Genomic DNA, 23,360 nt, shown 5'->3' with positions numbered 1-23,360 from the left:
TGTCCTCGGGCGGCGCCCCTGTACGCGTGCCCCGCACACGGTCGCCGGCTCCGGCCTTTCCCGCCACGCGGTTCCTGTCCTTTCCCGCCACGCGGGGGGAGCGGACGACGGGCGTGCCGTCCGGTGATCGCCCGTACGCCCGTACGCCCGTGCGTCCGTCAGGGGCCGTCCGCCGGTTCCACGTCCTTGAGCAGCTGCACGAACGCCGCCTCGTCCACCACCGGAGTGCCGTACTGCCGGGCCTTGACCGTCTTCGACGTGCCCGAGTCCGGGTCGTTGGTCACCAGCAGGCTGGTCAGCCGGGACAGGCTGGTGGACACATGCAGTCCGGCCTCGACCGCCCGGTCCTCCAGCAGCTCGCGGTCGGTGGAGGTGTCCCCGGAGAAGGCCACCCGCATCCCCTGCTTGAGACGCTTGCCCGCCTCGTAGCGCCCCGGGTTGGGGTAGGGGCACGCGGGTCTTTTGCGGGACGGGCGCCAACTGCTCTGCCGGCGGCCGCCGTAGCCACCGGACGACTGCCGGGACACCGGCGGGTCCGACCACTCCGTCAGCGGCCGGCACTCCAGCAGCGGCAGCCGCACCCCGTTCGCGGCCGCGGCCCACAGACTCGGCCGGAACGCCTCCGCCAGCACGCGCGCGTCGTCCAGCGCGTGGTGCGCCCGCTGCTGCACGACGCCGAAGTGCGCCGCCAGCGACTCCAGTTTGTGGTTGGGCAGCGGCAGGCCCAGCTCCTTGGCGAGCGCGATCGTGCACAGCCGCTGCCGCACCGGCGCCTCGCGCTTCGCGCGCGCGTACTCCCGCGCGATCATCTGCCAGTCGAACAGCGCGTTGTGCGCGACGAGCACGCGGTCGGCCAGCCGCTCCCCGAACTCCTCCGCGATGTCCGCGAACAGCGGTGCGTCCTGAAGCGTCTCGCTCGTCAGCCCGTGGATCCACACCGGTCCCGGGTCCCGCTCGGGGTTGACCAGCGTGTACCAGTGGTCCTCGACCTCACCGCGCGCGTCCAGCCGGTAGACCGCCGCGGAGATGATCCTGTCGTGCCGCGCCAGGCCGGTCGTCTCCACGTCGACGACCGCATACCCCTTCGGATACGTGGCCGGCCACGGTGTCGGATGCGTGGCCGGCCACGGTGTGGCGGAGAACCCTGTGAGCGTGCGGTCTTCGAGCATGGTCCCTGAGAATACGGTCCTTTGCCGACAGCCATGCCCACCGGTGGCCGGGACGACGGCCCATGGCCCGTCGGCGGTCGTGCGTCGGCCGTGGTGGCCCGCCGGGCCGGCTCCCGCGGAAGCCGCACCGAGTTCCGTCACCCCGTCGCGGACGGCATCCGGAAGGGCGGCCGCGTGACCGATGGAGCGGCGCACGGCCGGGTGCGGCCGGGCGGTGGTGCGCACTGTGCGCGGCGGTGCGCCGGCCATGGTGCTGATCCATTCACCAGCGGATCGGCAGCGGCAGCGCCGTCAGCAGCCCCGACACCGCGACCACCGCGCCGAGCACGGAGACCTCGGCCCAGGCGGGGGTGCAGGCGGTCAGCGGATCGGGGGCCCGGCTCAGCCGGATCCGCGCCCACAGGGCGAGCAGGGCGACACCGGCCATGAGGATCACCTTGGCGAGCAGGGTGCGGCCGTAGGCCGTCGCCGTGAGCTGGTGCAGCACCGTGTCCGGCGGCATCCGGCGCAGGGTGCTGCACACGCCCGTCGCGGTGACCGCGGCCAGCAGAGCGGCCGCCGTGCGCGCGTAGCGGCCCAGCAGGGCGGCGCCCGCCGCCGCGCCGCGCCACAGCCGCAGGGTGCGCAGCACACACAGCAGCGCGCCCGCCCACAGCGCCCCGCAGAGCAGGTGCACGACGGTCAGGGCGGTGCCGGTCAGCGGGCTGCTCTCGGTGTCGGGGTGGGCGCGCAGGGCCTCGGCGACGATCACCGCGGCGAGCGGCCACACCTGTCGCGACGGGTGCCGTGAGAGCGCGCACAGGCCCATGACGAGGAAGGCGTTGACCTCCAGCAGGGCCAGGGAGCCGTCCCGGGTCCGGTAGAGGCCGCCCACGTCGATCTGGGCCGGACTGTGCGGCACCAGGTTGCCGGTGGCCACCACGGAGGCCAGGCCCAGGGCGGCGAGGAAACCGGCGGCGGCCGCGTACGGCGACCAGCTGCGCGGCAGCCGGCCGGGGGCCTCGGGGACGCGGCCGGCCAGCCGCTTCACGAACAGCTCGCCGACGGGGACGCAGATCGCCGCGAACAGCACCGTCCGCAGCACCGCGATGCCGCCGACCCCGGGCGCGGCGGCCTCCCCGGTGCCGTGCAGGGCGGCGGAGGGGCCGAGCAGGGGTATCAGCGCGGCGAGGGCCACCAGGGCGAGGACGGTGACAGCCCGGACGGTCGCGCTCCGCCGCCACCCCGTTCCGCGCGTGTCCTCCGCCTCGGCGGCCGGTCGTGTGAGCGTCACCCCAGGATCCTCACCAGCCGTTCCGGACGGAGCAAGGGACTGCCGTCAAGTGGGGGAACATCGTTCCGCTCACCCACCAGCGGGCCTTGTTCTCAAGTCCATTGGGCCGTGTCCGAGCCCCAGGGGACCGGTGGGCGGGACCAGTCGGCCGGGCCGTCGGCGAAGGTGACGGGGGAGCGGGCGTACCGCAGTGGGCCGATGCGGCTGTCGGTCTCCGCGAGCCAGGGACCGGGCCGGTCGAAGGGGGAGTCCGCGGTGACCCGGGCGGAAGCCTTCGCGGTGTCCGTGTCCCTCGGGTTCGTGTCCCCCGGGTCTGTGTCCATCAGCCGGGCCGCCGTGCGCGCCAGGGACAGGCGTACGGCGCGGGTTCCGCCCCGGCGCGTCTGGTCGGTCAGGGCGCGCAGGACCGCGGCGGCCAGCAGATAGCCCGTGCCGTGGTCCAGGGCCTGTGCGGGCAGTGCGCCGGGCCGCCGGGGCGAGCCCTCGGCCGCGGCGATGCCGGTGGCGGCCTGGACGAGGCTGTCGAAGCCCCGCCGGCCGCCCCACGGCCCGTGGGCGCCCCACGCCGACAACTGGGCCACGACCAGTCCGGGCCGCCGCTCGGCCAGTGCCTCGGGGGAGAGGCCGAACCGGTCCAGGGCGCCCGGCCGGTACCCGGTGACCACGACGTCCGCCGACGCGAGCAACTCCTCGAGGGCGGCCCGGTCGGCTGCGAGGTCCAGGGCCGCCGACCGTTTCCCGAAGCCGGTGTCCGCGTGCAGGTCGGCCTGTTCGGGGCGGTCCGGCGGGTCCAGGCGCAGCACGTCCGCGCCCAGCAGGGCGAGCGTGCGGGTGGCGACGGGGCCCGCGAGCACCCGGGTCAGGTCGACGACGCGCAGCCCGGCGGCGGGCAGCAGGGGCGTACCCGTGACGGGCGGCAGGACGCGCGCGTGCGTCTCGTCCAGCCGCTCCCGCTCGACCAGCGGCCGCGCGGCCACCGCGACGCCCTGCTCGTGCGCGGCCCACTCCTCGGGAGTGCGCAGGGCGACGGCGAGGCCGCCGGCCGCGTACACGGTCTCCTCGACCTCGGGCGCGGACCGCTCGGCGAGCACCGACGCGACACGGTCCACGTCGTCCGGCACGCCCAGCGCGGTGAGCAACCGCTCCCGGTGGTGCGGGTAGTTGGCGTGCGTGCGCACCCAGCCGTCCGCCGTCCGCCAGAACCGTGACAGCGGCGCGAAGGAGACCGGTGCCCGCCCGTCCACCAGCAGATGCCGTTCACTGTGGAACGCCGTGGCCACGGCCCCGTCGTCGACCCTCACCGCCGGCACCTCGGCACGCCGCGCCCGTAGCGCGCCCAGTTCGGCGGCGGCCAGCGCACAGGCACCCACGCACGCGCGTGCCAGTTCCCGCACGGGAAGGCGCGCCGGCAGCGCGCCTTCCCGCTCCACGGCGGTGACCCGTTCGAGAAGGGCGGTGTCGCCCCCTACCGCGGACCAGGCGGAGGAGAGAAAGGAAGGAAAGAAGGAGGGGTCGGTCATGCCCACACTGTGCGGTACCGGCCCCTCCTTCGCCGTGCCTACTTGGTCACAGCGTTCAGGGCGTTCACGACTCCCTTGCCGTAGAAGGAGTTGTTGCCCTTGCCGCCCTTGCACTCGGCGTCGGCCGTGCCGTCGCCGTCGATGTCGTACGGGGCCGTGCACGCCTTGGCGTCGGCGCCCCGGGCCAGCAGCGCCTTCACCTGCTTCGGTCCGGCGTGCGGATGGGCCGACTTGATCAGCGCGGCGACCCCCGCGACATGCGGCGAGGCCATCGACGTACCGGCCATGTAGCCGTATCCGCCGCCCGGCATGGTGCCGAGGATCAGGCCGCTGGTGGCGGGGGCTTCGGGCGCCTGGTAGCGGGTCGAGTCGCCGCCCGGCGCGGTGACGTCGATGACGCCCCGGCCGTAGTTGGAGAACGACGACTTGATGCCCTTGGCGCCGATGGAGGAGACCGTGACGGTGCCCGGCAGCTGCGCCGGCAGGTCCAGGCACTTCCTCGGGTCGATCACCCGGTCGACGGGGGTGCTGTCGTTGGGGCTGCCGGGGTCGAGGATCGACTTGGCGGCGAGGTCCCAGTTGTCGTTGCCGGCGGCCGCGACGTTGACCGTGCCCTTGCGCTCCGCGTACGCCGTGGCCCGCGACACGGCCTCCAGCAGAGCCTTCTGGTCGGGGTCGTCGGCGCAGTTGAACTGCCACGGGTCCACGTAATAGCTGTTGTTGGTGACGTCCACCCCGTGCTCGGCGGCCCAGACGAAGCCGCACACCACGGCCTCGGTGTAGAACCAGCCCTCGGGCGTCGACACCTTGATGCCGGACACCTTCACGCCCGGGGCGACACCGACCATGCCGACACCGTTCTTCGCGGCGGCGATCTCACCGGCGACGTGCGTGCCGTGCGGGCTCTCGCCCTCGCCCGGCCGCCAGGCGCCCTCGGTCGTGTCCGGCTTGCCCGACACGCAGTTCACGGACGCCGCCCGGTCGAAGTTGGGGGCGAGGTCCGGGTGGGTGTCGTCGACCCCGGTGTCGATCACCCCGACCGTGACCCCGGGGCTGCCCGGCGTGACTTGGTGCGCCTTGTCGGCCTTGATCATCGGCAGGTCCCACTGCAGCGGCTGCAACGGTTCCTGGCCGTCCTCGGCCGCCTCGGCCGCGGCCTTCATCTCCGCCTCGCCGAGCACCTGCGGCGCCCCCACCTGAGTGGTCGTCTGCAGCGACAGCGGAGCGGTCCGTGTGGCGCCGGCCGACGCGACCCCCGGGTGCTTGCGGATCTTCCGGGCGAAGTCGGCGTTCGACGCGTGGACGACGATGACGCCGATCTGGTCGTAGGCCATGACGACCGTGCCGCCCGCCTTGCGTATCGCCTTCTGCACGGACGAGGAGCCGTGCCGGGCACGGACGTTGACGACATAACTCAGGGTGTCCCCGTCGGCGGGCGACGCGCTCTGCGCGGATGTGCGCGGACCGGTCTCGGCGGCGGACGCCGCCTGCGGCAGGAAGGCGAGAGCGGAGGCGACGGCCAGGCCGAGCGGGAGGGTGACGGTACGCCGGTTGAGGCGAACGCTCATGCGAACTCCAGTGTGTCGGGTCAGTGCGGGACGGCATGCGCCCAGGTGCGGGCGACGGCACGCGCGCGGATGAGGGAGAAGGCCGGTCACCTGACCGCGGCGAGTGCGTTGACGATGCCGAAGCCGTAGAAACCGTTGCGGTGCTTGGTGCCCTTGCAGACCGAGTCGACGGTGCCGTTGCCGTCCGGGTCGTAGGGTTCGGTGGGGCAGCCCGGGTTGTCCGCCTGGATCTTGAGCAGGGCCTGCAGCTGGGCGGGTGTCGCGTGCGGGTGCTTCGACTTCAGCAGCGCGGCGACTCCGGCCACGTGCGGGGCGGCCATCGAGGTGCCCTGCAGGAAGGCGTACTGGCCCTCGGGCATCGTGGACAGGATGCGGCCGTTTCGCGACGGGGTGTCGGGGATCTGGTACCTGTCGCCGCCCGGTCCGGCGACGTCGACGACCCCGTTGCCGTAGTTGGAGTAGTACGACTTCAGGCCCTGCACACCGGTGGCGCTGACCGTCACCACACCCGGCAGCTGCGTCGGGATGTCGAGGCACTTTCTCGGGTCGACGGTGCGGGTCACCGGGGTCGTGTCGTTCGGGCTGGAGGTGTCGGTGATCGACTCGGCGGCCAGGTCGTGGTTGGAGTTGCCCGCCGAGGCCACGCTCAGGACGCCCTTGCGCTGCGCGTAGGCCTGGGCCCGGCCGACCGCGTCGAGGATGGCCCGCTGGTCGGGGTCGTCCGCGCAGTTGTAGAGCCAGGGGTCCACGTAATAGCTGTTGTTGGTGATCTCCACCCCGTGGTCGGCGGCGAACACGAAGGCGCAGACCACGCTCTCCGCGTAGAACAGCTGGGTGTCCGGCTCGGACACCCGGATGCCGGAGACCTTCACACCCGGGGCGACACCCGCGACACCGATCCCGTTGCGGGCGGCGGCCACCTCGCCCGCGACATGCGTGCCGTGGTAGTGGTCGGGACTGACGGGCCGCCAGGAGCCCGGTGAGGTGTCCGCCTTGCCGCCGACACAGCTGGCCGACTGCTGGGGGGAGAAGTTCGGCGCGAGGTCCGGGTGGGTGTCGTCGACCCCGGTGTCGATCACGGCGACGGTGACCTTCGCGCTGCCCGGGTTGATCGCGGCGGCCTTGTCGGCACCGATCGCCCGCAGGTCCCACTGGTCGGCCTCGAGAGGCTCGGGGGGCACCGGACCCTTCGGCTTCTTCGACGCCCTGGCGGCCTTCTCGAGCCGGGCGGCCTCGGCCCGGGAGAGGTACTGCGCCGCGCCCTCGTCGGTCGTCCCGGCGGCCTTGACGGGCGCGGTACGGGTGGCACCCGCCGACTGCACTCCGCGGACCGCGCGCATGCGCGCGCCGAAGCCGGGGTCGGCGGAGCGGGCGACGATGACACCGATCCGGTCGTACGTCTCCACGATGCTCCCGCCGGCCGCGGTGACCGCCCGCTGCACCTGGGCGATCGTGCGGCGGTCCGTCCTGGTGTTGACGACGTATGCCTGGACGGGTGCGTCCTCCGCCTGCGCCACCGGGGCCGTCCGGGGCGCCGCCGACGCCGCCGAGGGCAGGAAGCCGAGGGAGGCGGTCAGCGACAGCACAAGCGGTACGGCCAGTGCGAGTCTGCGGCTGGAACGCAGATGAGCCATGGGGTCTCCACATCATCCGGGTGCAGAACCTGCTCCGGGCACAGGTGTGTGCTGGACAGGTACATGACGAGTGGTGCGTGTGCAGGCCGAAACTATCCCGCCGCCTCACCGGCCTTCAATGACTTCTTCACGACTTGTTCGGGCCGCCGGCAAAAGAACCGGAGGACTCGAAATGGACTTGAACCGGTCACCGCGTGGCGCCGTGGACCCTGGGCAGGAGGCCGAGCGCGCTCGACCCCCTGCCGCAATCCCACCCGTGACGCGAGGAGACCGACGTGGCCACCGAGACCCCACCACCCTCGAAGACCCAGGCCCCCCTGCCCTCCGCCGAGGAGTTCGTCGCGGTGCAGGAGAGCGACGAGTTCGGTGAACTGCGCCGCTCCTACCGTTCCTTCGCCTTTCCGCTGACCGTTGCCTTCGTCGCCTGGTACCTGCTGTACGTCCTGCTGTCCAACTACGCCGGCGGCTTCATGGGCACCAGGCTCTTCGGCAACATCAACGTCGCACTCGTCCTGGGCCTCGCCCAGTTCCTCAGCACATTCCTCATCGCCTGGTGGTACGCGCGGCACGCCGCCGCCAAGCTCGACCCCAAGGCCGAGGCCATCAAGTCCCGGATGGAGGGCGTGAAATGAACTCCGCGATCACCCTGGCCGTCGGCGAGGCGAGCGAGCACCGGACACTGATCATCACCTTGTTCTCGGCGTTCGTCGTCGCCACCCTCGGCATCACCGTCTGGGCGGGCCGCCAGACCAGGAACGCCGCCGACTTCTACGCCGGCGGACGGCAGTTCTCCGGCTTCCAGAACGGTCTCGCCGTCTCCGGCGACTACATGTCCGCCGCGTCCTTCCTCGGCATCGCCGGCGCCATCGCGCTGTTCGGTTACGACGGCTTCCTGTACTCCGTCGGCTTCCTGGTCGCCTGGCTGGTCGCCCTGCTCCTGGTCGCCGAACCGCTGCGCAACTCCGGCCGCTACACCATGGGCGACGTCCTGGCGTACCGCATGCGCCAGCGCCCGGTCCGCACCGCGGCCGGCGCCTCGACGATCGTGGTGTCGATCTTCTATCTGCTGGCCCAGATGGCCGGTGCCGGCGTCCTGGTCTCCCTGCTGCTCGGCATCACCAGCGACGGCGGAAAGATCGCCATCGTGGCGCTGGTCGGCGTCCTGATGATCCTCTACGTCAGCATCGGCGGCATGAAGGGCACCACCTGGGTGCAGATGGTCAAGGCCGTCCTGCTCATGGCGGGCGCCCTGCTGCTCACCTTCCTCGTCCTGCTGAAGTTCAACTTCAACGTCTCCGAGCTGTTCGGCAGGGCCGCCGAGACCAGCGGCAAGGGCGCCGCCTTCCTGGAGCCCGGACTGAAGTACGGCGTCAGCGACATGAGCAAGCTGGACTTCCTCTCGCTCGGCATCGCCCTGGTCCTCGGCACCGCCGGTCTGCCGCACATCCTGATCCGCTTCTACACGGTGCCCACCGCCAAGGCCGCCCGGAAGTCCGTGATCTGGGCGATCGGCCTGATCGGCTCCTTCTACCTGATGACCCTCGCGCTCGGCTTCGGCGCCGCCGCGCTCATCACCCCCGAGGAGATCACCGCCTCCAACAAGGCGGGCAACACCGCGGCACCGCTGCTCGCCCTGCACCTGGGCGGCGTCGACTCCACCTGGGGCGCCGTCCTGCTCGCCTCCATCTCCGCGGTCGCCTTCGCCACGATCCTCGCCGTCGTCGCGGGCCTGACCCTGGCCTCGTCCTCCTCCTTCGCCCACGACATCTACGCCAATGTCATCAAGAAGGGCGCCGCCACCGAGAAGCAGGAGGTCAACGCCGCCCGCTGGGCGACCGTCGGCATCGGCGCCGTCTCCATCGTGCTGGGCGCCCTCGCCCGTGACCTGAACGTCGCCGGCCTGGTCGCCCTCGCCTTCGCCGTCGCCGCCTCCGCCAACCTGCCCACGATCGTCTACAGCCTGTTCTGGAAGCGGTTCACCACCTCCGGCGCCCTGTGGTCGATCTACGGCGGCCTTGTCACCGCGGTCGGCCTGGTGCTGTTCTCGCCGGTGGTCTCGGGCAAGCCGACGTCGATGTTCCCGGACGTCGACTTCCACTGGTTCCCGCTGGAGAACCCGGGCCTGATCTCCATCCCGGTCGGCTTCCTGCTGGGCATCGTGGGCACCCTCCTGTCCAAGGAGACCCCCGACACCGCCAAGTACGCCGAACTGGAGGTGCGGTCCCTGACGGGCACGGGAGCGCACTGAGCCCGCACCACGCGAAACGGCCGCGTCGCAGGGCTTCACGGGTCCTGCGGCGCGGCCGTGCCGTGGGCCCCGCCATGCCCGGGCGCGTCGTTGTCGGTGACGTCGCGTAGGCTCGCAGGTAGAGACGGGAACGGCGAAGACCCGTCCCCGGGATCCACGGCGAGGAGGGGCCCGCGTGCTCATCGACACCTACGGCCGGGTGGCCACCGACCTGAGGGTCTCGCTGACCGACCGGTGCAACCTGCGCTGCACGTACTGCATGCCCGAGGAGGGCCTGCAGTGGCTGGCCAAGCCCACCCTCCTCACCGACGACGAGATCGTCCGCCTGATCCGCATCGCCGTCACCCGCCTCGGCATCAAGGAGGTCCGCTTCACCGGCGGCGAGCCCCTGCTGCGCCCCGGCCTGGTCGGCATCGTCGAGCGGGTCGCGGCGCTGACCCCCCGCCCCCAGATGTCGCTGACCACCAACGGCATAGGGCTGAGGCGCACGGCGGACGCCCTGAAAGCGGCCGGTCTGGACCGGGTCAACGTCTCCCTGGACACCCTGCGCCCGGACGTCTTCAAGGCCCTCACCCGCCGGGACCGCCACAGGGACGTCATCGACGGCCTCCAGGCCGCCCGCGAGACCGGCCTGACCCCGGTGAAGATCAACACGGTCCTGATGCCCGGCCTGAACGAGGACGAGGCCCCGGACCTGCTGGCCTGGGCGATGGAGCACGACTACGAACTGCGCTTCATCGAGCAGATGCCCCTGGACCCCCAGCACGGCTGGACGCGCGAGGGCATGGTCACCGCCGGGGACATCCTGGCCTCGCTGCGCACCCGCTTCGAGCTGACCCCCGAGGGCGCCGAGAAACGGGGGTCGGCCCCGGCCGAGCGGTGGATCGTCGACGGCGGCCCGCACCGCGTCGGGATCATCGCCTCCGTCACCCGCCCGTTCTGCGCGGCCTGCGACCGCACCCGCCTCACGGCCGACGGTCAGGTCCGCACCTGCCTGTTCGCCACCGAGGAGACCGACTTGCGCACCGCCCTGCGCTCCGGCGCACCGGACGAGGAGATCGCCCGTCTGTGGCGGGTGGCGATGTGGGGCAAGAAGGCCGGTGCGGGCCTGGACGACCCCTCCTTCGTCCAGCCGGAGCGGCCGATGTCGGCGATCGGCGGCTGAGAGACGCACCCCGCGGGGGCGGCGTCACGAGCGCTCGGAGCCCTCCGGACCCTCGGAGCTCCTGGAGGCCTCCCACTCCTCGAGCGTCACGACGTCCTTCAGAAAGCCCCGCACCCCGAGAAACGCCGACAGGTGCCCGCGGTGCTCCTCGCACGCCAGCCATGTCTTGCGGCGCTCCGGTGTGTGGATCTTCGGATTGTTCCAGGCCAGCACCCACACGGCGGCGGCACGGCAGCCCTTGGCGGAGCAGATGGGGGTCTCGTCGGGGGTCTCGTCACTCACAGGTTCGTCTCACAGGTGCATGGACAGGGCGACGCCGAGCAGCCACGGGGGGAGCTGCCCGGCGTCGGTCCGTCGCTCCGACGGGGGATGCGGAGCGCGTAGGAAGTATGGCACGGGCAACCCGCTGCCCGGCACCGGAACAGCATGATTGATCTGAGCTTTTCTTGAGGTTTCCGTAAAGTTCCTGCTCAGGGGCGGTCATCGGCGCCGGTCAGGTTCTGTGGTGCGGCTTGCTCGCTGTGCCCGCCGTGGGGTCGGCAGCGGAACCTTCCGGGGCGGATCGGGTGAAATCGTCCTCGGCCGGCGGGGGAGTGATCATCGGTTTCGTCGGCATGGCGACGAACGTGGATGGCAGTGTGGGGGGTTTCTCCCGCCCCGCGTTCGCGATCACCACGGCGATGTAGGGCAGCACCATGCCGAGCACCAGCGCCACGATCGCCATGTGCCGCTCGACCTGCCACAGCACCACCGCGAGAATCACCGACACCGTGCGGATCGACATCGAGATGACATACCGGCGCTGCCGTGCGCGTACGTCGTCCTGCAGGCCGGCACGGGCTCCCGTGATCCGGAACACCTGGCTGTTGCCCCTGCCGCGCAGCTTCCGCATCACCGTCACCATCCGCCCGCATCGGACCCTTTCCCGGCCCGTATCCCTTCCCCGACCGGTCGGGAATACCGTCCGCGCTTTTCCCACGTTACGCCGCATGGACGGCGCCCACGAGGCCGGGTCGCCCTTGCTCGACATGCGACGCACCGCAACACCACGGACACTGGGCGTAATGCTCACGTCGAGCCGGATGAGGAGGCAATCATGGGCTGGTTGTGGGCGATCATCGTGGGTTTCGTCCTGGGGCTGATCGCGAAGGCGATCATCCCCGGCAAGCAGCACAGCCCGCTCTGGCTGACCACGATCTTCGGCATCATCGGCGGCATCATCGGCAACGCGGTCGCCGCCGCGGTCGGGGTCGCCTCGACCCGCGGCATCGACTGGACCCGGCATCTCTTCCAGCTCGTGGCCGCCATCATCATCGTCGGTCTCGGCGACATGGCGTACATGGCCCTGTGGGGCAACAAAAAGCGGCAGCGGGCCCAGCAGATGTGAGCCGGACCCGCCGGCTGCCCCAAACTGACGTTCTGCGCCCGGCTCAGCCGCCCGTGACCTCGACGGCCGCCAGGTTCTTCTTGCCCCGCCGCAGCACCAGCCAGCGGCCGTGCAGCAGGTCCTCCTGGGCGGGGACCGCGTCCTCGGCGGCGACCTTGACGTTGTTCACGTAGGCGCCGCCCTCCTTGACCGTGCGGCGGGCGGCCGACTTGCTGGGCACCAGGCCGACCTCGGCGAACAGGTCGACCACCGGACCGAGCTCGGGGACCTTGATGTGCGGCACCTCGGACAGCGCCGCGGCCAGCGTCCCCTCGTCCAGCCCGGTCAGCTCGCCCTGGCCGAACAGCGCCCTGGACGCGGCGACCACGGCGGCCGTCTGCCCGGCGCCGTGCACCAGCGTCGTCAGCTCCTCCGCCAGCGCACGCTGCGCGGCCCGCGCCTGCGGACGCTCCTCGGTCTGCCGCTCCAGCTCCTCCAGCTCCTCGCGGGACCGGAAGGACAGGATGCGCATGTACCGGGAGATGTCCCGGTCGTCCGTGTTCAGCCAGAACTGGTAGAACGCGTACGGCGTCGTCATCTCCGGGTCGAGCCAGACGGCGCCGCCCTCGGTCTTGCCGAACTTGGTGCCGTCCGCCTTCGTCATCAGCGGCGTCGCCAGCGCGTGCACCTCGGCGTCCGGCTCCAGCTTGTGGATCAGGTCCAGCCCCGCGGTGAGGTTACCCCACTGGTCGCTGCCGCCCTGCTGGAGCGTGCAGCCGTAGCGCCGGTAGAGCTGGAGGAAGTCCATGCCCTGCAGGATCTGGTAGCTGAACTCGGTGTAGCTGATGCCCTGGTCGGACTCCAGACGCCGGGCCACCGAGTCCTTCGTCAGCATCTTGTTGACACGGAAGTGCTTGCCGATGTCCCGCAGGAACTCGATCGCGGAGAGGTTCCGCGTCCAGTCCAGGTTGTTCACCATGACCGCGGCGTTCTCGCCCTCGAAGGACAGGAACGGCTCGATCTGGCGGCGCAGCTTCTCCACCCAGCCGGCCACCGTCTCCGGATCGTTCAGCGTGCGCTCCGCGGTCGGGCGCGGATCGCCGATCAGCCCCGTGGCGCCGCCGACCAGCGCCAGCGGCCGGTGACCGGCCTGCTGGAGCCGGCGCATGGTGAGCACCTGCACCAGGTGCCCCACGTGCAACGACGGCGCCGTCGGGTCGAAACCGCAATAGAACGTGACGGGACCGTCCGCGAGCGCCTTGCGCAGAGCGCTCTCGTCGGTGGACAGGGCGAAAAGACCCCGCCACTTCAGCTCGTCGACGATGTCCGTCACGGTTCTCGTGTCTCCTCGTGATGCTCAACGCTTTCGGGCGGCCGGGTGATCCCCGACCGCGAACGCATACGAGGTTATACGCCCTGGCTCACAGAGCTCATATTGAAATCGGGGACGCGCAGCGCGGGCATGGCGGTCCGGGTGAAGTAGTCGCTCCACTCCCGCGGCAGGGTCTTCTCGGTGCGCCCGGCCTCGGTCGCCCGGCGCAGCAGGTCCACCGGCGACTCGTTGAAACGGAAGTTGTTGACCTCGCCGGTCACCTCGCCGTTCTCCACCAGGTACACCCCGTCCCGGGTCAGCCCCGTCAACAGCAGCGTCGCCGGGTCCACCTCGCGGATGTACCACAGGCAGGTCAGCAGCAGTCCCCGTTCGGTGCCGGCGACCATCTCCTCCAGCGAGCGGCCGGAGCCGCCCTCCAGGATCAGGTTCCCGGCCGACGGGGCGAGGGGCAGCCCGGTCAGAGCGGCGCTGTGCCGGGTGGTCAGCAGGTGTTTCAGCACGCCGTCGGCGATCCACTCGGTGGCCCGCACCGGCAGCCCGTTGTCGAACACCGACTGGTCGTACCCGGAGGAGTGCGCGACCACGAACGGCGCGCACTCCAGGCCGGGCTCGTGCGGATCGCTGCGCAGCGTCAGCGGCAGCCCGCTCAGCCTCTCGCCGAGACGTGTGCCGCCGCCCGGCTTGGAGAACACCGTGCGTCCCTCGGCCGCGTCCCGGCCCGACGACGACCACAACTGGTAGATCAGCAGGTCGGCGACCGCGGACGGCGGCAGCAGCGTCTCGTACCGTCCGGCGGGCAGCTCGACCCGCCGCTCGGCCCAGCCGAGCCGTACGGCCAGCTCCGCGTCGAGTGCCGTCGGGTCGACGTCCTTGAAGTCACGTGTCGACCGGCCCGCCCAGGCCGAGCGCGTACGGTCCGGGGACTTCGCGTTCAGCTCCAGCGTGCCGTTCGGCTGGTCGTGGCGCAGCCGCAGCCCCGTCGACGTCCCCACGTAGGTCGACACCATCTCGTGGTGGGCGAAGCCGTACAGCTCACGGCCGCCGGCCCGCGCGCGGGCGAACGCCTCGCCGAGGGCCGGCGCGAAGTCCGTGAACACCGCCGAGGAGGTCTCGGCGGGCGCGTCGGTGAAGCCGGGGGACTCCGGTACGTTCGTGACCAGCGGCTGCGCGTCCTCGGCCGGCCCCGCCCCGCGCGCGGCGGCCTCCGCGGCCCGCACCAGCGGCTCCAGCTCGTCCTCCGTCACGGCGGCCCGCGACACGACACCCGAGGCGGTGCCCTCCTTGCCGTCGACGGTGGCGACGACGGTGAGCGTCCGTCCGCGCGTGACCCCGTTGGTGGTGAGCGCGTTGCCCGCCCAGCGCAGATTGGCGGTCGAGTGCTCGTCCGCGATCACGACGCACCCGTCGGCCCGGGACAGCGCGAGGGCGCGCTCGACGACCTCGTGCGGCTTGACATTGCGCGGGCTCATCGACCGGCCTCCTGAATCGTGTTGAGACTGTGCTTTCCCTGGGGGCGAACCCCGGCCTCCTGGCCGATGCCGAAGCGGACGTTCACCGACCGGCCTCCTGGGCGGTGTTGAGGACGTTGACGCCCCTGAAGAGGGCCGACGGGCAGCCGTGGGAGACGGCCGCGATCTGTCCGGGCTGGGCCTTGCCGCAGTTGAAGGCGCCCCCGAGGACATAGGTCTGCGGACCGCCCACGGCCGTCATGGAGCCCCAGAAGTCGGTCGTGTTCGCCTGGTAGGCGACGTCCCGCAGCTGCCCGGCCAGCCGCCCGTTCTCGATCCGGAAGAACCGCTGTCCGGTGAACTGGAAGTTGTACCTCTGCATGTCGATGGACCAGGACCGGTCCCCGACGATGTAGATGCCCCGGTCGACGCCGCCGATGAGGTCCTCGGTCGACAGCCCGGCCGGATCGGGCTGGAGCGACACGTTCGCCATGCGCTGCACGGGCACATGCCCGGGGGAGTCGGCGAACGCGCACCCGTTCGACCGCTTGAACCCGGTCAACTTCGCGATCCTGCGGTCCAGTTGGTAGCCGACCAGGATCCCGTTCCTGATCAGGTCCCAGGACTGGGCCTCCACGCCCTCGTCGTCGTAGCCGATGGTCGCGAGGCCGTGCTCGGCGGTGCGGTCACCGGTGACGTTCATCAGCTCGGAGCCGTACTTCAGCCTGCCGAGCTGGTCGAAGGTGGCGAAGGAGGTGCCGGCGTAGGCGGCCTCGTAGCCGAGCGCCCGGTCCAGCTCGGTGGCGTGCCCGATGGACTCATGGATGGTCAGCCACAGGTTGGAGGGGTCGATGACCAGGTCGTAGACGCCCGCCTCGACGCTCGGTGCCCGCAGCTTCTCGGCGAGCAGCTCGGGAATCCGCTCCAGCTCGCCGTCCCAGTCCCAGCCGGTCCCGGTCAGGTACTCCCAGCCGCGCCCGACGGGCGGGGCCAGCGTCCGCATGGAGTCGAACTCCCCGCTGGAGTCGTCCACCGACACGGCGGTCAGCTGCGGATGCACCCGCACCCGCTGCTGGGTCGTCACGGTCCCCGCGATGTCGGCGTAGAACTTGTTCTCGTGCACGGTGAGCAGCGAGGCGTCGACATGGTCGATCCCGTCGGCGGCGAGCAGCCGCGCACTCCACTCCGCGAGCAGCCCGGTCTTCTCCTCGTCGGGCACGGAGAAGGGGTCGATCTCGTACGACGACACCCAGGTCTTCTCGGCGTGCACCGGCTCGTCGGCCAGCTCCACCCGCTCGTTGGACCCGGAGGCCCGGATCACCTCGGCGGACAGCCTGGCCATCGCCACGGCCTGCGAGGCGACCTGCGCGGCCGCGTCCAGGGTCAGATCCACCCCGGAGGCGAATCCCCACGCCCCGTTGTGCACGACCCGTACCGCGTACCCCAGATCGGTGGTGTCCGACGACCCGGCCGGCCGTGCGTCCCTCAGTTGCCAGGCCGCACTGCGCACCCGCTCGAACCGGAAGTCCGCGTGCTCGGCGCCGAGCGCACGCGCGCGTGCCAGCGCGGCGTCGGCCAGGGGGCGCAGGGGCAGGTCCAGGAATGACTGATCGACTTCATGGGGCACGAACGGCTTCCCTTCGCTCCGGCCGGTGGTTACGTCCTGCTTGCGCAGCTCTGCGCAAGAGTGAAGTGAAGCACGTCTTCCCCCGCCGTACGGGCGAGAAGCGGACCGGGTACGACACCGCGTCGGCGGCGCCCCTTCGGCCGGCTCGGCTCAGAGGTCCCCGGCTATGACTCCCTCGCAGAACGCCGCCCACCCCGACGCGGTGAACCGCAGGGGCTTCCGCTCGGGGTCCTTGGAGTCGCGCACGGCCCGTCCACCGCCGGGTAGTTCGGCGATCTCGACACATTCATGCTCGCCCGCGCTCGCACTCGACTTGCGCCAAGTGACGCCGGTGAGATCGAAGTCGTACGGCTCGTACAGCTCCGCCTTGCGGTTCACGTGCGGCTTCTCTCTTCCATCTGGGCGGTAAGTGCCAACGCATCGTCCATCGAAAGTGCCGCAGCGCCAATGCGTTCGAAGCGTCTGCGAAGACGCGGACGTCGTCCACCCCTCCACATAGGCCGCGCCGATCAGGTTCTCCAGTGACACGACATCGGGCCTCTGCCGTACGGCGAGAAGTGACCGGTCACGGCACCGTGCCGCCGACGCCCCTTCGATCGGGTCGGCTCAGAGGTCCCCGGCTATGACCCCATTGCAGAACGCCGCCCATCCTGACGCGGTGAACCGCAGGGGCTTCCGGCCGGGGTCCTTGGAGTCGCGCACGGCCCGTCCACCGCCGGGCAGTTCGGCGATCTCGACGCAGTCGTTCTCCGCCCCGCTCGCGGAGGACTTGCGCCACACGACGTTCGTGAGGTCCAGGGCGTACAAGTCGGTCTTGTGATCGGTCACCGTCTCAGACCTTCCTCCAGCTCGGCGATGCGGACGAGCGAGTCCTCCACCGAGAGCGCCGTGGCCCGGATGCGCTCGTACGCCCTCTCGAAGGGTGCCGCGACGTCACCTTCAACGTATGTCGAGCTCCCGGCGTTCTCCAAGAGACCGACTGTCTGCTGCCGCACTGGTGGCGAACGCTGGGCAATGGGTTGCCGCTGGTCGATGCGGTGGCTGCCGAGGAAGGGGACGAGTACGGCGAGGACCGGGAGCCGAGCCCCGTGTGAAGATCACATGGAGGAGTGATTTCAGGGGTACTTCGGCGGGCCCCGTCCCGACTGCACTACGGTCGGTCCATGTCCAGCAGGAGCCGTAGCACCGGCAAGAAGAAGGCACGCAAGAGCAAGCGGATTCCGGCCGTACGGGCGGCGGTTTCCACGCCCGTCACCCCGGCCCAGGCCGCCGAGGACTGCGAACGGCTGGCGAAGCAGTACCCCGAGGAGCGCGAGGAACTCCTCCTGGAGGCCGCCGATGCATGGCAGGACGCGGGCGAACCCGAGCGGGCGCTCGCGGTGTACGAGAGGCTTCTCGACCAGGGGGAGGGCGGCAGCGAGAGGCCCGACCTCGTGGACGCCTTCCGTATCAGCCTGCTGTGGGACCTCGGACGTCAGGAGGAGGCCCGTGCGGGCGCGGCGGCGTTCCGCGCACGCCACCCACGGGACGCCGGTGCCTGGATGTTCGTCGCCGAGTGCTTCGAGGAGGCGGACGAGACGGCGACGGCCGCGGAGTGGTACACGGCAGGCATCACGCACGTCCTGGGTGCCGGGACGCCGGTCACCGCGGACACGGTCGGGGAGCATCCGGACAACTTCGACCTGGAGACGCTGGTCATCGGCCGTCACCGGGTGCGGCGCCTGCTCGGGGCCCCGCACGACGACTGGGACGAGGTCGCCGACGAGCTCCACACACGACGCAGCTCACCCCTGCCCGGGCGGACGCGTCCCCTCGACGAGATGCACGACCCGGTCCGCCTCCGGCGGTTCAAGGAGGAAGGCCCGGAAGCCCTTGAGGCCGAGATCAGGGAGCTGACGGAGGCGATGGAACGGGAAGAGGCGGAACGAGCCGCACGTACCGGCTTGCTCAAAGCCTGTGTCCTGTTCTGGCCCGCGGAGGAGTTCGCCCTGCTGCTCCAGCGCTGGCCGAAGGCCGCGGAGGCGTACGGCGACGACCACGCCGCCCACCTCCGCCAGGTGGAGCGCACCCTGCGTGGCATGTCGGACGAGGGCGCCCCGCACCTCGCGGTCGGCCGCGCCACGGTGGCCGGGCTCCAGGCCCACGCCGAGACGGACGGCGGCTCTCCCGACGCTCCCGCCACGCGCTCCGCGTACGCGGCCGAACTCGCCCGCCGCGGACAGGCGACCGCCTGGCCGCCGCCGCGCAACGGCCCTTGCTGGTGCGGTTCGGAACGCAAGTACAAGAAGTGCTGCGGAAACCCCGCTGATGGGTGAATGGCGAGCTGGGGTGCTGCTTGAGCAGTGTAGGTACCATTAGGGAGATGTAGGCACAATGCCGGTGGCAGTGAGGGAGTCCGCCATGAGTGCCATCTCCGTTCGGGAGTTCTCCTACAACCCCAGCGCCGTCTTCGCTCGCGTCGAGAGGGGCGAGGCGGTCCAAGTCACACGCCATGGCAAGGTCATCGCCATACTGCTGCCTGGTTCGGGGCCGGTCGCCCGTTATTCCGACCTTGTCGCCCAGGGAAAGATCCGTCTCAAGGCAGCCACCACCTCCGACCTCGACCGTCTGCCCCGGTACGACCTCCCCGCCGGCTCCCCCGATCCGGTCGAGCTTCTGCTCGCCGAGCGAGAGGACGACGACCGGTGATCTATATGGACTCCTCGGCCTTGCTCGCACTGTTGACAGGTCGGTCGGGTGCCGCTGAACTGCGGCATTTCCTTGCCGAACGGCCGGGAACCCCTATGGCCACCAGTACCGTCGGCGTGGTGGAGACGGTGCGGCAGCTCGACAGGGTCGGGTCTTTTCCGAACGCTCTGGCTGACCTCGACGGCATGGTGACCGAAGTCCTCCTCACTGAAGAGGTCCGGGACCTGGCGACGCGGGTTCCACCCACCCTTCGCTCCCTCGATGCCATCCACGTGGCGAGTGCCCTGACTCTCGGCGAGGCGCTCGACTGCCTGGTCACCTACGACAAGCGGATGCTTGACGCAGCGAGGGAGGTCGGCCTGAGCGCCCACGCTCCCGGAGCGGAGGACTGACCTCGGGGCGGCGACTGTAGGAACCCGACAGGAGCAAGGAGGCGCCACTGTCGGTGCCGGATTGCCCTTCGACGTGGTCGGACCGATAGGTTTTCGGTGAAGCCGCCTGCCGTCCGTGCGCTCGGGCGGTTGTCGGAACGCTGAGAGACCGCTATCGAAAGGGTGATCCGTTGAGCCGCTCGGTTCTCGTCACAGGAGGCAACCGGGGCATCGGCCTCGCCATCGCCCGCGCGTTCGCCGAAGCCGGCGACAAGGTCGCGATCACGTATCGGTCGGGGGAGCCGCCGGCCGAGCTCAAGGAACTGGGCTGCCTGGCCGTCAAGTGCGACATCACCGACCCCGAGCAGGTGGAGCAGGCGTACAAGGAGATCGAGACCGAGCACGGCCCCGTCGAGGTTCTCGTCGCCAACGCCGGGATCACCAGGGACCAGCTCCTGATGCGGATGTCCGAGGACGACTTCACCTCGGTCGTCGACACCAACCTCACCGGCACCTTCCGTGTCGTCAAGCGCGCCAACCGCGGCATGCTGCGGGCCAGGAAGGGCCGTGTCGTCCTGATCTCCTCGGTGGTCGGTCTGCTCGGTTCGGCGGGGCAGGCCAACTATGCCGCCTCCAAGGCCGCCCTGGTCGGCTTCGCGCGTTCCCTCGCCCGTGAGCTGGGCTCGCGCAACATCACCTTCAATGTCGTCGCCCCCGGCTTCGTCGACACCGACATGACCCGGGCGCTCTCGGAGGAGCAGCGCAAGGACATCCTGGAGAAGGTGCCGCTCGGCCGGTACGCGCAGCCGGAGGAGATCGCCGCCACGGTGCGGTTCCTCGCCTCGGACGACGCCTCGTACATCACTGGAGCCGTCATCCCCGTTGACGGCGGACTGGGAATGGGTCACTGATCAACATGAGCGGAATTCTCGAGGGCAAGCGCGTCCTGATCACCGGTGTGCTGATGGAGTCCTCCATCGCCTTCCACGCGGCCAAGCTGGCCCAGGAGCAGGGCGCCGAGATCATCCTCACCGCCTACCCGCGGCCCACGCTGACCGAGCGCATCGCCAAGAAGCTGCCGAAGCCCACCAAGGTCATCGAGCTCGACGTCACCAACGACGAGCACCTGGGCCGTCTGGCCGACGTCGTCGGCGAGGAGCTCGGCGGCCTCGACGGCGTCGTGCACTCCATCGGCTTCGCGCCGCAGGACGCCCTCGGCGGCAACTTCCTCAACACGCCGTTCGAGTCGGTCGCCACCGCCATGCACGTCTCGGCGTTCTCCCTGAAGTCGCTGACCATGGCCTGCCTGCCGCTGATGCAGAACGGCGGCTCGGTGGTCGGCCTCACCTTCGACGCGCGGTACGCCTGGCCGCAGTACGACTGGATGGGCCCGGCCAAGGCCGCCCTGGAGGCCGTCAACCGCTACCTGGCCCGCGACCTGGGCAAGCAGAACATCCGCTGCAACCTCATCTCGGCGGGCCCGATCGGCTCCATGGCCGCCAAGTCCATCCCGGGCTTCAACGAGCTGGCCTCCGTGTGGGACACCCGCTCCCCCCTGGAGTGGGACCTGAAGGACCCCGAGCCGGCCGGCCGCGGCGTCGTCGCCCTGCTGAGCGACTGGTTCCCGAAGACCACCGGCGAGATCATCCACGTGGACGGCGGTCTGCACGCCATCGGGGCGTGACCGCCGCCGAGCCTGGCCTATGTGCCGGAGAGCCCGCACCCTCAGGGTGCGGGCTCTTCCGCCGTCAGGGGCCGGTGCCGTGCCGGACCGCCGGTCAGGGGCCGGCGGGCGGGCCGAACCGGCCGGGACGGCACAGCAGCGGATAGCTCGCGGCCTCGGCGGCGGCCGTCTCGGCGTCGCCCGCGCGAACGGCGTCGAGCAGCCGGGTGTGGTCCATGTACGTGTCCGGGGTGAGGTTCGGGCCGATGTCCGCGCGCAGCCAGTCGCGCAGCACCTCACCGAGATCCGCGTACAGCGCGATCATCACATCGTTGTGGGAGGCGGACACCACCGCCAGGTGGAAGGAGGCGTCCGCGGTCACGAACGCCTCCGCGTCCCCGGACTGCCAGGCCTCCTCGCGCCGCAGCAGCCGCGCGTGCAGCTGCTTGAGGTCCTGCTCGGTGCGTCGCTCGGCGGCCAGCCGTGCCGCGGCCGACTCCAGCGCGGAACGCAGCTCGGCGATGTGCCGCGGGTCGGCCCCGGCGAACCGGCGCTGCATCACGCCCGCCAGCTCGCTGGTCGCCACGACATAGGTGCCGGAACCCTGGCGGATGTCCAGCAGGCCGTTGTGGGCGAGCGCCCGGACCGCCTCGCGGACGGTGTTGCGGGCGACACCGAACTGCTCCACCAGCTCCGGCTCCGTCGGGATGCGGGAGCCGACCGGCCACTCGCCCGAGGTGATCCGGTGCCGCAGCGCGGCGATGACCTGTTCGGACAGCGCCGATCGGCGCGGAGGGTTCAGTGACATGCCACACCTTCGTACGGGCACCCGGAAGCAGCTGTCCGCGACAGGGACGACCGGACGACCAGAAGCCGAAAGGGATGACCAGGGGCGACCAGGGACGACCGGAACGACGCGGACGGCAATTCATCCCATGATTTTATGATGGAGTCCATGCCGAGCGAGAAAACCCGGACCGCACCCTCGTCGACCGGGCGGGTCAAGGCCGCGACCACCGCCCTGTGGAAAGCCGGGGACACCCCCGGGCGCACCTGGATGACGCGCCTGGTCGTCGTCGGCGTCGTGCTGTCCGCGCTGAACCTCCGCCCCGCCATCACCAGCCTCGGCGCGCTTCTGGAGGAGGTCCGCGCCGGGCTCGGCATGAGCGGCGGCATGGCCGGCCTGCTCACCTCCATGCCCTCGCTCTGCTTCGCCGTCTTCGGCGTCATGGCACCCCGGCTGGCCCGCCGCTTCGGACCCGCCGCGGTGATGTGCGCGGGCATGGCCGCCATCGCCACCGGACTGGCCGTACGGCCCTACGTGGGCAGCACGGCCGCCTTCCTGGCCGCCAGCGCGCTCGCGCTCATGGGCATAGCCGTCAGCAACGTCCTGATGCCGGTCATCGTCAAGCGCTGGTTCCCCGACCGGATCGGCTCCATGACCGGCCTGTACTCGATGGCCCTCGCCCTGGGCACCGCGGCCGCCGCGGCGGTGACCGTGCCCCTGGCCGGAGTGCTGGGCCACAGCTGGCAGTCGGGCCTTTCGGCGTGGGCGCTGCTCGCCGCGGTGGCCGTGCTGCCGTGGCTGCCGCTGCTGCGGGACCGGGGAGCGGAGCCCGGGGCAACGGCGCCGGCCCGCACCGCACCCGCACGGGAGGAAACGGCCCCCGCGCAGGAGGCACCGGCACCGGCCCTGCGGATCACCCGGAGCCCCACGGCCTGGGCCCTGGCCGTCTTCTTCGGACTCCAGTCCACCGCCGCCTACATCACGATGGGCTGGATCGCGCAGATCTTCCGGGACGCGGGCGTCCCCGCCGGGACGGCCGGACTGCTGCTCGCGGTCACGATGGTGATGGGCGTGCCGCTGGCCTTCGTCATCCCGCGCCTGGCCGCCCGGCTGCCCCGGCAGGGCCCGATCGTGCTGGTGCTCGGCGCCTGCGGCCTGGCCGGCTACACCGGTCTGTACCTCGCACCGGCCGCCGGGGCCTGGGCCTGGGCCCTGCTCCTCGGCCTCTCCAACTGCGCCTTCCCGCTCGCGCTCACCATGGTCGGCATGCGGGCCAGGACCGCCCGGGGCGTGGCCCAGCTGTCCGCGTTCGCCCAGAGCACCGGCTACCTGATCTCGATCCCGGGACCGGTGCTGGTGGGCGTGCTGTACCAGAGCAGCGGGGGCTGGGGGCTGCCGCTCGCCCTGATGTTCGGCCTGATGATCCCGCAGACGGTGATGGGCTGGCTGGCCGGCCGCAACCGCACGGTGGAGGACGAGACAGCACGCTGAGGCGGGTTG

Annotated in this window: 24 protein-coding genes; 10 read left to right on the top strand and 14 right to left on the bottom strand. The window is 71.1% G+C overall.

Annotated elements, in window-relative coordinates:
* Nucleotides 1-158: 158 nt before the first annotated feature.
* From ABD224_RS02950 to ABD224_RS02930, 5 genes are all read right to left on the bottom strand, one after another.
* Nucleotides 159-1,169 carry a DEDDh family exonuclease gene (locus ABD224_RS02950; protein WP_344046379.1) on the bottom strand — a complete coding sequence of 337 codons (1,011 nt, stop codon included), beginning with the start codon at nucleotides 1,167-1,169 and terminating at the stop codon, nucleotides 159-161.
* A 262-nt stretch (nucleotides 1,170-1,431) separates the two neighbouring features.
* Nucleotides 1,432-2,442 carry a CopD family protein gene (locus tag ABD224_RS02945; protein WP_344046377.1) on the bottom strand — a complete coding sequence of 337 codons (1,011 nt, stop codon included), beginning with the start codon at nucleotides 2,440-2,442 and terminating at the stop codon, nucleotides 1,432-1,434.
* Between the two features lie 92 nt (nucleotides 2,443-2,534).
* On the bottom strand, nucleotides 2,535-3,962 hold the full coding sequence (locus ABD224_RS02940; protein WP_344046375.1) for a CoA transferase: 1,428 nt from the start codon (nucleotides 3,960-3,962) through the stop codon (nucleotides 2,535-2,537).
* Between the two features lie 38 nt (nucleotides 3,963-4,000).
* The gene (locus tag ABD224_RS02935) at nucleotides 4,001-5,530 is read right to left on the bottom strand and encodes a S8 family peptidase (protein ID WP_344046373.1); all 1,530 of its coding nucleotides are present in this window, start codon (nucleotides 5,528-5,530) and stop codon (nucleotides 4,001-4,003) included.
* 86 nt (nucleotides 5,531-5,616) lie between these two features.
* On the bottom strand, nucleotides 5,617-7,164 hold the full coding sequence (locus ABD224_RS02930; protein WP_344046371.1) for a S8 family peptidase: 1,548 nt from the start codon (nucleotides 7,162-7,164) through the stop codon (nucleotides 5,617-5,619).
* Between the two features lie 275 nt (nucleotides 7,165-7,439).
* Between ABD224_RS02930 and ABD224_RS02925 the strand changes: the two genes are divergently transcribed.
* The 3 genes from ABD224_RS02925 (at nucleotide 7,440) to moaA (ending at nucleotide 10,577) form a co-directional block, all read left to right on the top strand.
* Complete coding sequence (locus ABD224_RS02925) at nucleotides 7,440-7,796, top strand: DUF485 domain-containing protein (protein ID WP_344046369.1); 357 nt, start codon at nucleotides 7,440-7,442, stop codon at nucleotides 7,794-7,796.
* Complete coding sequence (locus tag ABD224_RS02920; RefSeq protein WP_344046367.1) at nucleotides 7,793-9,412, top strand: solute symporter family protein; 1,620 nt, start codon at nucleotides 7,793-7,795, stop codon at nucleotides 9,410-9,412. The genes ABD224_RS02925 and ABD224_RS02920 overlap by 4 nt, the downstream gene beginning before the upstream one ends.
* 175 nt (nucleotides 9,413-9,587) lie before the next feature.
* On the top strand, nucleotides 9,588-10,577 hold the full coding sequence (moaA, locus tag ABD224_RS02915) for a GTP 3',8-cyclase MoaA (RefSeq protein ID WP_344046365.1): 990 nt from the start codon (nucleotides 9,588-9,590) through the stop codon (nucleotides 10,575-10,577).
* Between the two features lie 24 nt (nucleotides 10,578-10,601).
* On the opposite strand, the gene ABD224_RS02910 is transcribed toward moaA, so the two are convergent.
* Together ABD224_RS02910 and ABD224_RS02905 are read right to left on the bottom strand one after the other, a co-directional pair.
* A complete protein-coding gene (locus ABD224_RS02910; protein WP_344046363.1) occupies nucleotides 10,602-10,859 on the bottom strand; it encodes a hypothetical protein in 258 nt (85 codons plus the stop codon).
* A 211-nt stretch (nucleotides 10,860-11,070) separates the two neighbouring features.
* Nucleotides 11,071-11,481: a DUF3099 domain-containing protein gene (locus ABD224_RS02905; RefSeq protein WP_344046361.1), complete on the bottom strand. Its 411-nt coding sequence runs from the start codon at nucleotides 11,479-11,481 to the stop codon at nucleotides 11,071-11,073.
* Between the two features lie 192 nt (nucleotides 11,482-11,673).
* Here ABD224_RS02905 and ABD224_RS02900 point away from each other — a divergent pair, with 192 nt between their 5' ends.
* Entirely contained in the window at nucleotides 11,674-11,964 is a 291-nt protein-coding gene (locus ABD224_RS02900) for a GlsB/YeaQ/YmgE family stress response membrane protein (RefSeq protein WP_344046359.1), read from the top strand.
* 43 nt (nucleotides 11,965-12,007) lie between these two features.
* Here the strand turns inward: ABD224_RS02900 and tyrS are convergent, their stop codons facing one another.
* From tyrS to ABD224_RS02870, 6 genes are all read right to left on the bottom strand, one after another.
* On the bottom strand, nucleotides 12,008-13,276 hold the full coding sequence (gene tyrS / locus ABD224_RS02895) for a tyrosine--tRNA ligase (RefSeq protein WP_344046357.1): 1,269 nt from the start codon (nucleotides 13,274-13,276) through the stop codon (nucleotides 12,008-12,010).
* A 74-nt stretch (nucleotides 13,277-13,350) separates the two neighbouring features.
* A complete protein-coding gene (locus ABD224_RS02890; protein WP_344046355.1) occupies nucleotides 13,351-14,745 on the bottom strand; it encodes a metallopeptidase TldD-related protein in 1,395 nt (464 codons plus the stop codon).
* Between the two features lie 82 nt (nucleotides 14,746-14,827).
* Entirely contained in the window at nucleotides 14,828-16,351 is a 1,524-nt protein-coding gene (locus ABD224_RS02885; RefSeq protein WP_344046353.1) for a TldD/PmbA family protein, read from the bottom strand.
* 150 nt (nucleotides 16,352-16,501) lie between these two features.
* On the bottom strand, nucleotides 16,502-16,729 hold the full coding sequence (locus ABD224_RS02880) for a DUF397 domain-containing protein (RefSeq protein WP_344046351.1): 228 nt from the start codon (nucleotides 16,727-16,729) through the stop codon (nucleotides 16,502-16,504).
* A gap of 228 nt (nucleotides 16,730-16,957) precedes the next feature.
* Nucleotides 16,958-17,179 (bottom strand): DUF397 domain-containing protein, encoded by a 222-nt coding sequence (locus ABD224_RS02875; protein WP_344046349.1) that lies wholly within the window; start codon nucleotides 17,177-17,179, stop codon nucleotides 16,958-16,960.
* Nucleotides 17,176-17,322: a hypothetical protein gene (locus ABD224_RS02870; protein ID WP_344046347.1), complete on the bottom strand. Its 147-nt coding sequence runs from the start codon at nucleotides 17,320-17,322 to the stop codon at nucleotides 17,176-17,178. The genes ABD224_RS02875 and ABD224_RS02870 overlap by 4 nt, the downstream gene beginning before the upstream one ends.
* A 192-nt stretch (nucleotides 17,323-17,514) precedes the next feature.
* On the opposite strand from ABD224_RS02870, the gene ABD224_RS02865 reads away from it, so the two are divergent.
* The 5 genes from ABD224_RS02865 (at nucleotide 17,515) to fabI (ending at nucleotide 21,094) form a co-directional block, all read left to right on the top strand.
* A complete protein-coding gene (locus ABD224_RS02865) occupies nucleotides 17,515-18,666 on the top strand; it encodes an SEC-C metal-binding domain-containing protein (RefSeq protein WP_344046345.1) in 1,152 nt (383 codons plus the stop codon).
* A gap of 85 nt (nucleotides 18,667-18,751) precedes the next feature.
* The gene (locus tag ABD224_RS02860; RefSeq protein ID WP_344046342.1) at nucleotides 18,752-19,039 is read left to right on the top strand and encodes a type II toxin-antitoxin system Phd/YefM family antitoxin; all 288 of its coding nucleotides are present in this window, start codon (nucleotides 18,752-18,754) and stop codon (nucleotides 19,037-19,039) included.
* Nucleotides 19,040-19,044: 5 nt separating this feature from the next.
* Entirely contained in the window at nucleotides 19,045-19,431 is a 387-nt protein-coding gene (locus ABD224_RS02855; protein WP_344046721.1) for a type II toxin-antitoxin system VapC family toxin, read from the top strand.
* Between the two features lie 170 nt (nucleotides 19,432-19,601).
* Nucleotides 19,602-20,321, top strand: a complete 720-nt coding sequence (gene fabG / locus ABD224_RS02850; RefSeq protein ID WP_344046340.1) for a 3-oxoacyl-[acyl-carrier-protein] reductase — start codon at nucleotides 19,602-19,604, stop codon at nucleotides 20,319-20,321.
* Between the two features lie 5 nt (nucleotides 20,322-20,326).
* Nucleotides 20,327-21,094 (top strand): enoyl-ACP reductase FabI, encoded by a 768-nt coding sequence (gene fabI / locus ABD224_RS02845; protein WP_344046338.1) that lies wholly within the window; start codon nucleotides 20,327-20,329, stop codon nucleotides 21,092-21,094.
* Between the two features lie 94 nt (nucleotides 21,095-21,188).
* On the opposite strand, the gene ABD224_RS02840 is transcribed toward fabI, so the two are convergent.
* A complete protein-coding gene (locus tag ABD224_RS02840; protein WP_344046336.1) occupies nucleotides 21,189-21,881 on the bottom strand; it encodes a FadR/GntR family transcriptional regulator in 693 nt (230 codons plus the stop codon).
* A 147-nt stretch (nucleotides 21,882-22,028) separates the two neighbouring features.
* Between ABD224_RS02840 and ABD224_RS02835 the strand changes: the two genes are divergently transcribed.
* Nucleotides 22,029-23,351: a CynX/NimT family MFS transporter gene (locus tag ABD224_RS02835; protein ID WP_425580904.1), complete on the top strand. Its 1,323-nt coding sequence runs from the start codon at nucleotides 22,029-22,031 to the stop codon at nucleotides 23,349-23,351.
* Nucleotides 23,352-23,360 lie beyond the last annotated feature (9 nt).

It is taken from the genome of Streptomyces thermoalcalitolerans (assembly GCF_039525155.1).
Taxonomy (GTDB): Bacteria; Actinomycetota; Actinomycetes; order Streptomycetales; family Streptomycetaceae; genus Streptomyces; species Streptomyces thermovulgaris.
Note: the sequence above shows the minus strand (reverse complement) of the source record. Positions and strands in the feature narration are given on the sequence as shown.

What these genes read in the sequence shown, in the direction of transcription:
- ABD224_RS02950 (WP_344046379.1), bottom strand. Translation starts at nt 1,169, where the DNA reads ATGCTCGAAGACCGCACGCTCACAGGGTTCTCCGCCACACCGTGGCCG.
- ABD224_RS02940 (WP_344046375.1), bottom strand. Translation starts at nt 3,962, where the DNA reads ATGACCGACCCCTCCTTCTTTCCTTCCTTTCTCTCCTCCGCCTGGTCC.
- ABD224_RS02935 (WP_344046373.1), bottom strand. Translation starts at nt 5,530, where the DNA reads ATGAGCGTTCGCCTCAACCGGCGTACCGTCACCCTCCCGCTCGGCCTG.
- ABD224_RS02930 (WP_344046371.1), bottom strand. Translation starts at nt 7,164, where the DNA reads ATGGCTCATCTGCGTTCCAGCCGCAGACTCGCACTGGCCGTACCGCTT.
- ABD224_RS02920 (WP_344046367.1), top strand. Translation starts at nt 7,793, where the DNA reads ATGAACTCCGCGATCACCCTGGCCGTCGGCGAGGCGAGCGAGCACCGG.
- ABD224_RS02905 (WP_344046361.1), bottom strand. Translation starts at nt 11,481, where the DNA reads ATGGTGACGGTGATGCGGAAGCTGCGCGGCAGGGGCAACAGCCAGGTG.
- ABD224_RS02900 (WP_344046359.1), top strand. Translation starts at nt 11,674, where the DNA reads ATGGGCTGGTTGTGGGCGATCATCGTGGGTTTCGTCCTGGGGCTGATC.
- ABD224_RS02890 (WP_344046355.1), bottom strand. Translation starts at nt 14,745, where the DNA reads ATGAGCCCGCGCAATGTCAAGCCGCACGAGGTCGTCGAGCGCGCCCTC.
- ABD224_RS02865 (WP_344046345.1), top strand. Translation starts at nt 17,515, where the DNA reads ATGTCCAGCAGGAGCCGTAGCACCGGCAAGAAGAAGGCACGCAAGAGC.
- ABD224_RS02860 (WP_344046342.1), top strand. Translation starts at nt 18,752, where the DNA reads ATGAGTGCCATCTCCGTTCGGGAGTTCTCCTACAACCCCAGCGCCGTC.
- ABD224_RS02855 (WP_344046721.1), top strand. Translation starts at nt 19,045, where the DNA reads ATGGACTCCTCGGCCTTGCTCGCACTGTTGACAGGTCGGTCGGGTGCC.
- fabI (WP_344046338.1), top strand. Translation starts at nt 20,327, where the DNA reads ATGAGCGGAATTCTCGAGGGCAAGCGCGTCCTGATCACCGGTGTGCTG.
- ABD224_RS02840 (WP_344046336.1), bottom strand. Translation starts at nt 21,881, where the DNA reads ATGTCACTGAACCCTCCGCGCCGATCGGCGCTGTCCGAACAGGTCATC.
- ABD224_RS02835 (WP_425580904.1), top strand. Translation starts at nt 22,029, where the DNA reads ATGCCGAGCGAGAAAACCCGGACCGCACCCTCGTCGACCGGGCGGGTC.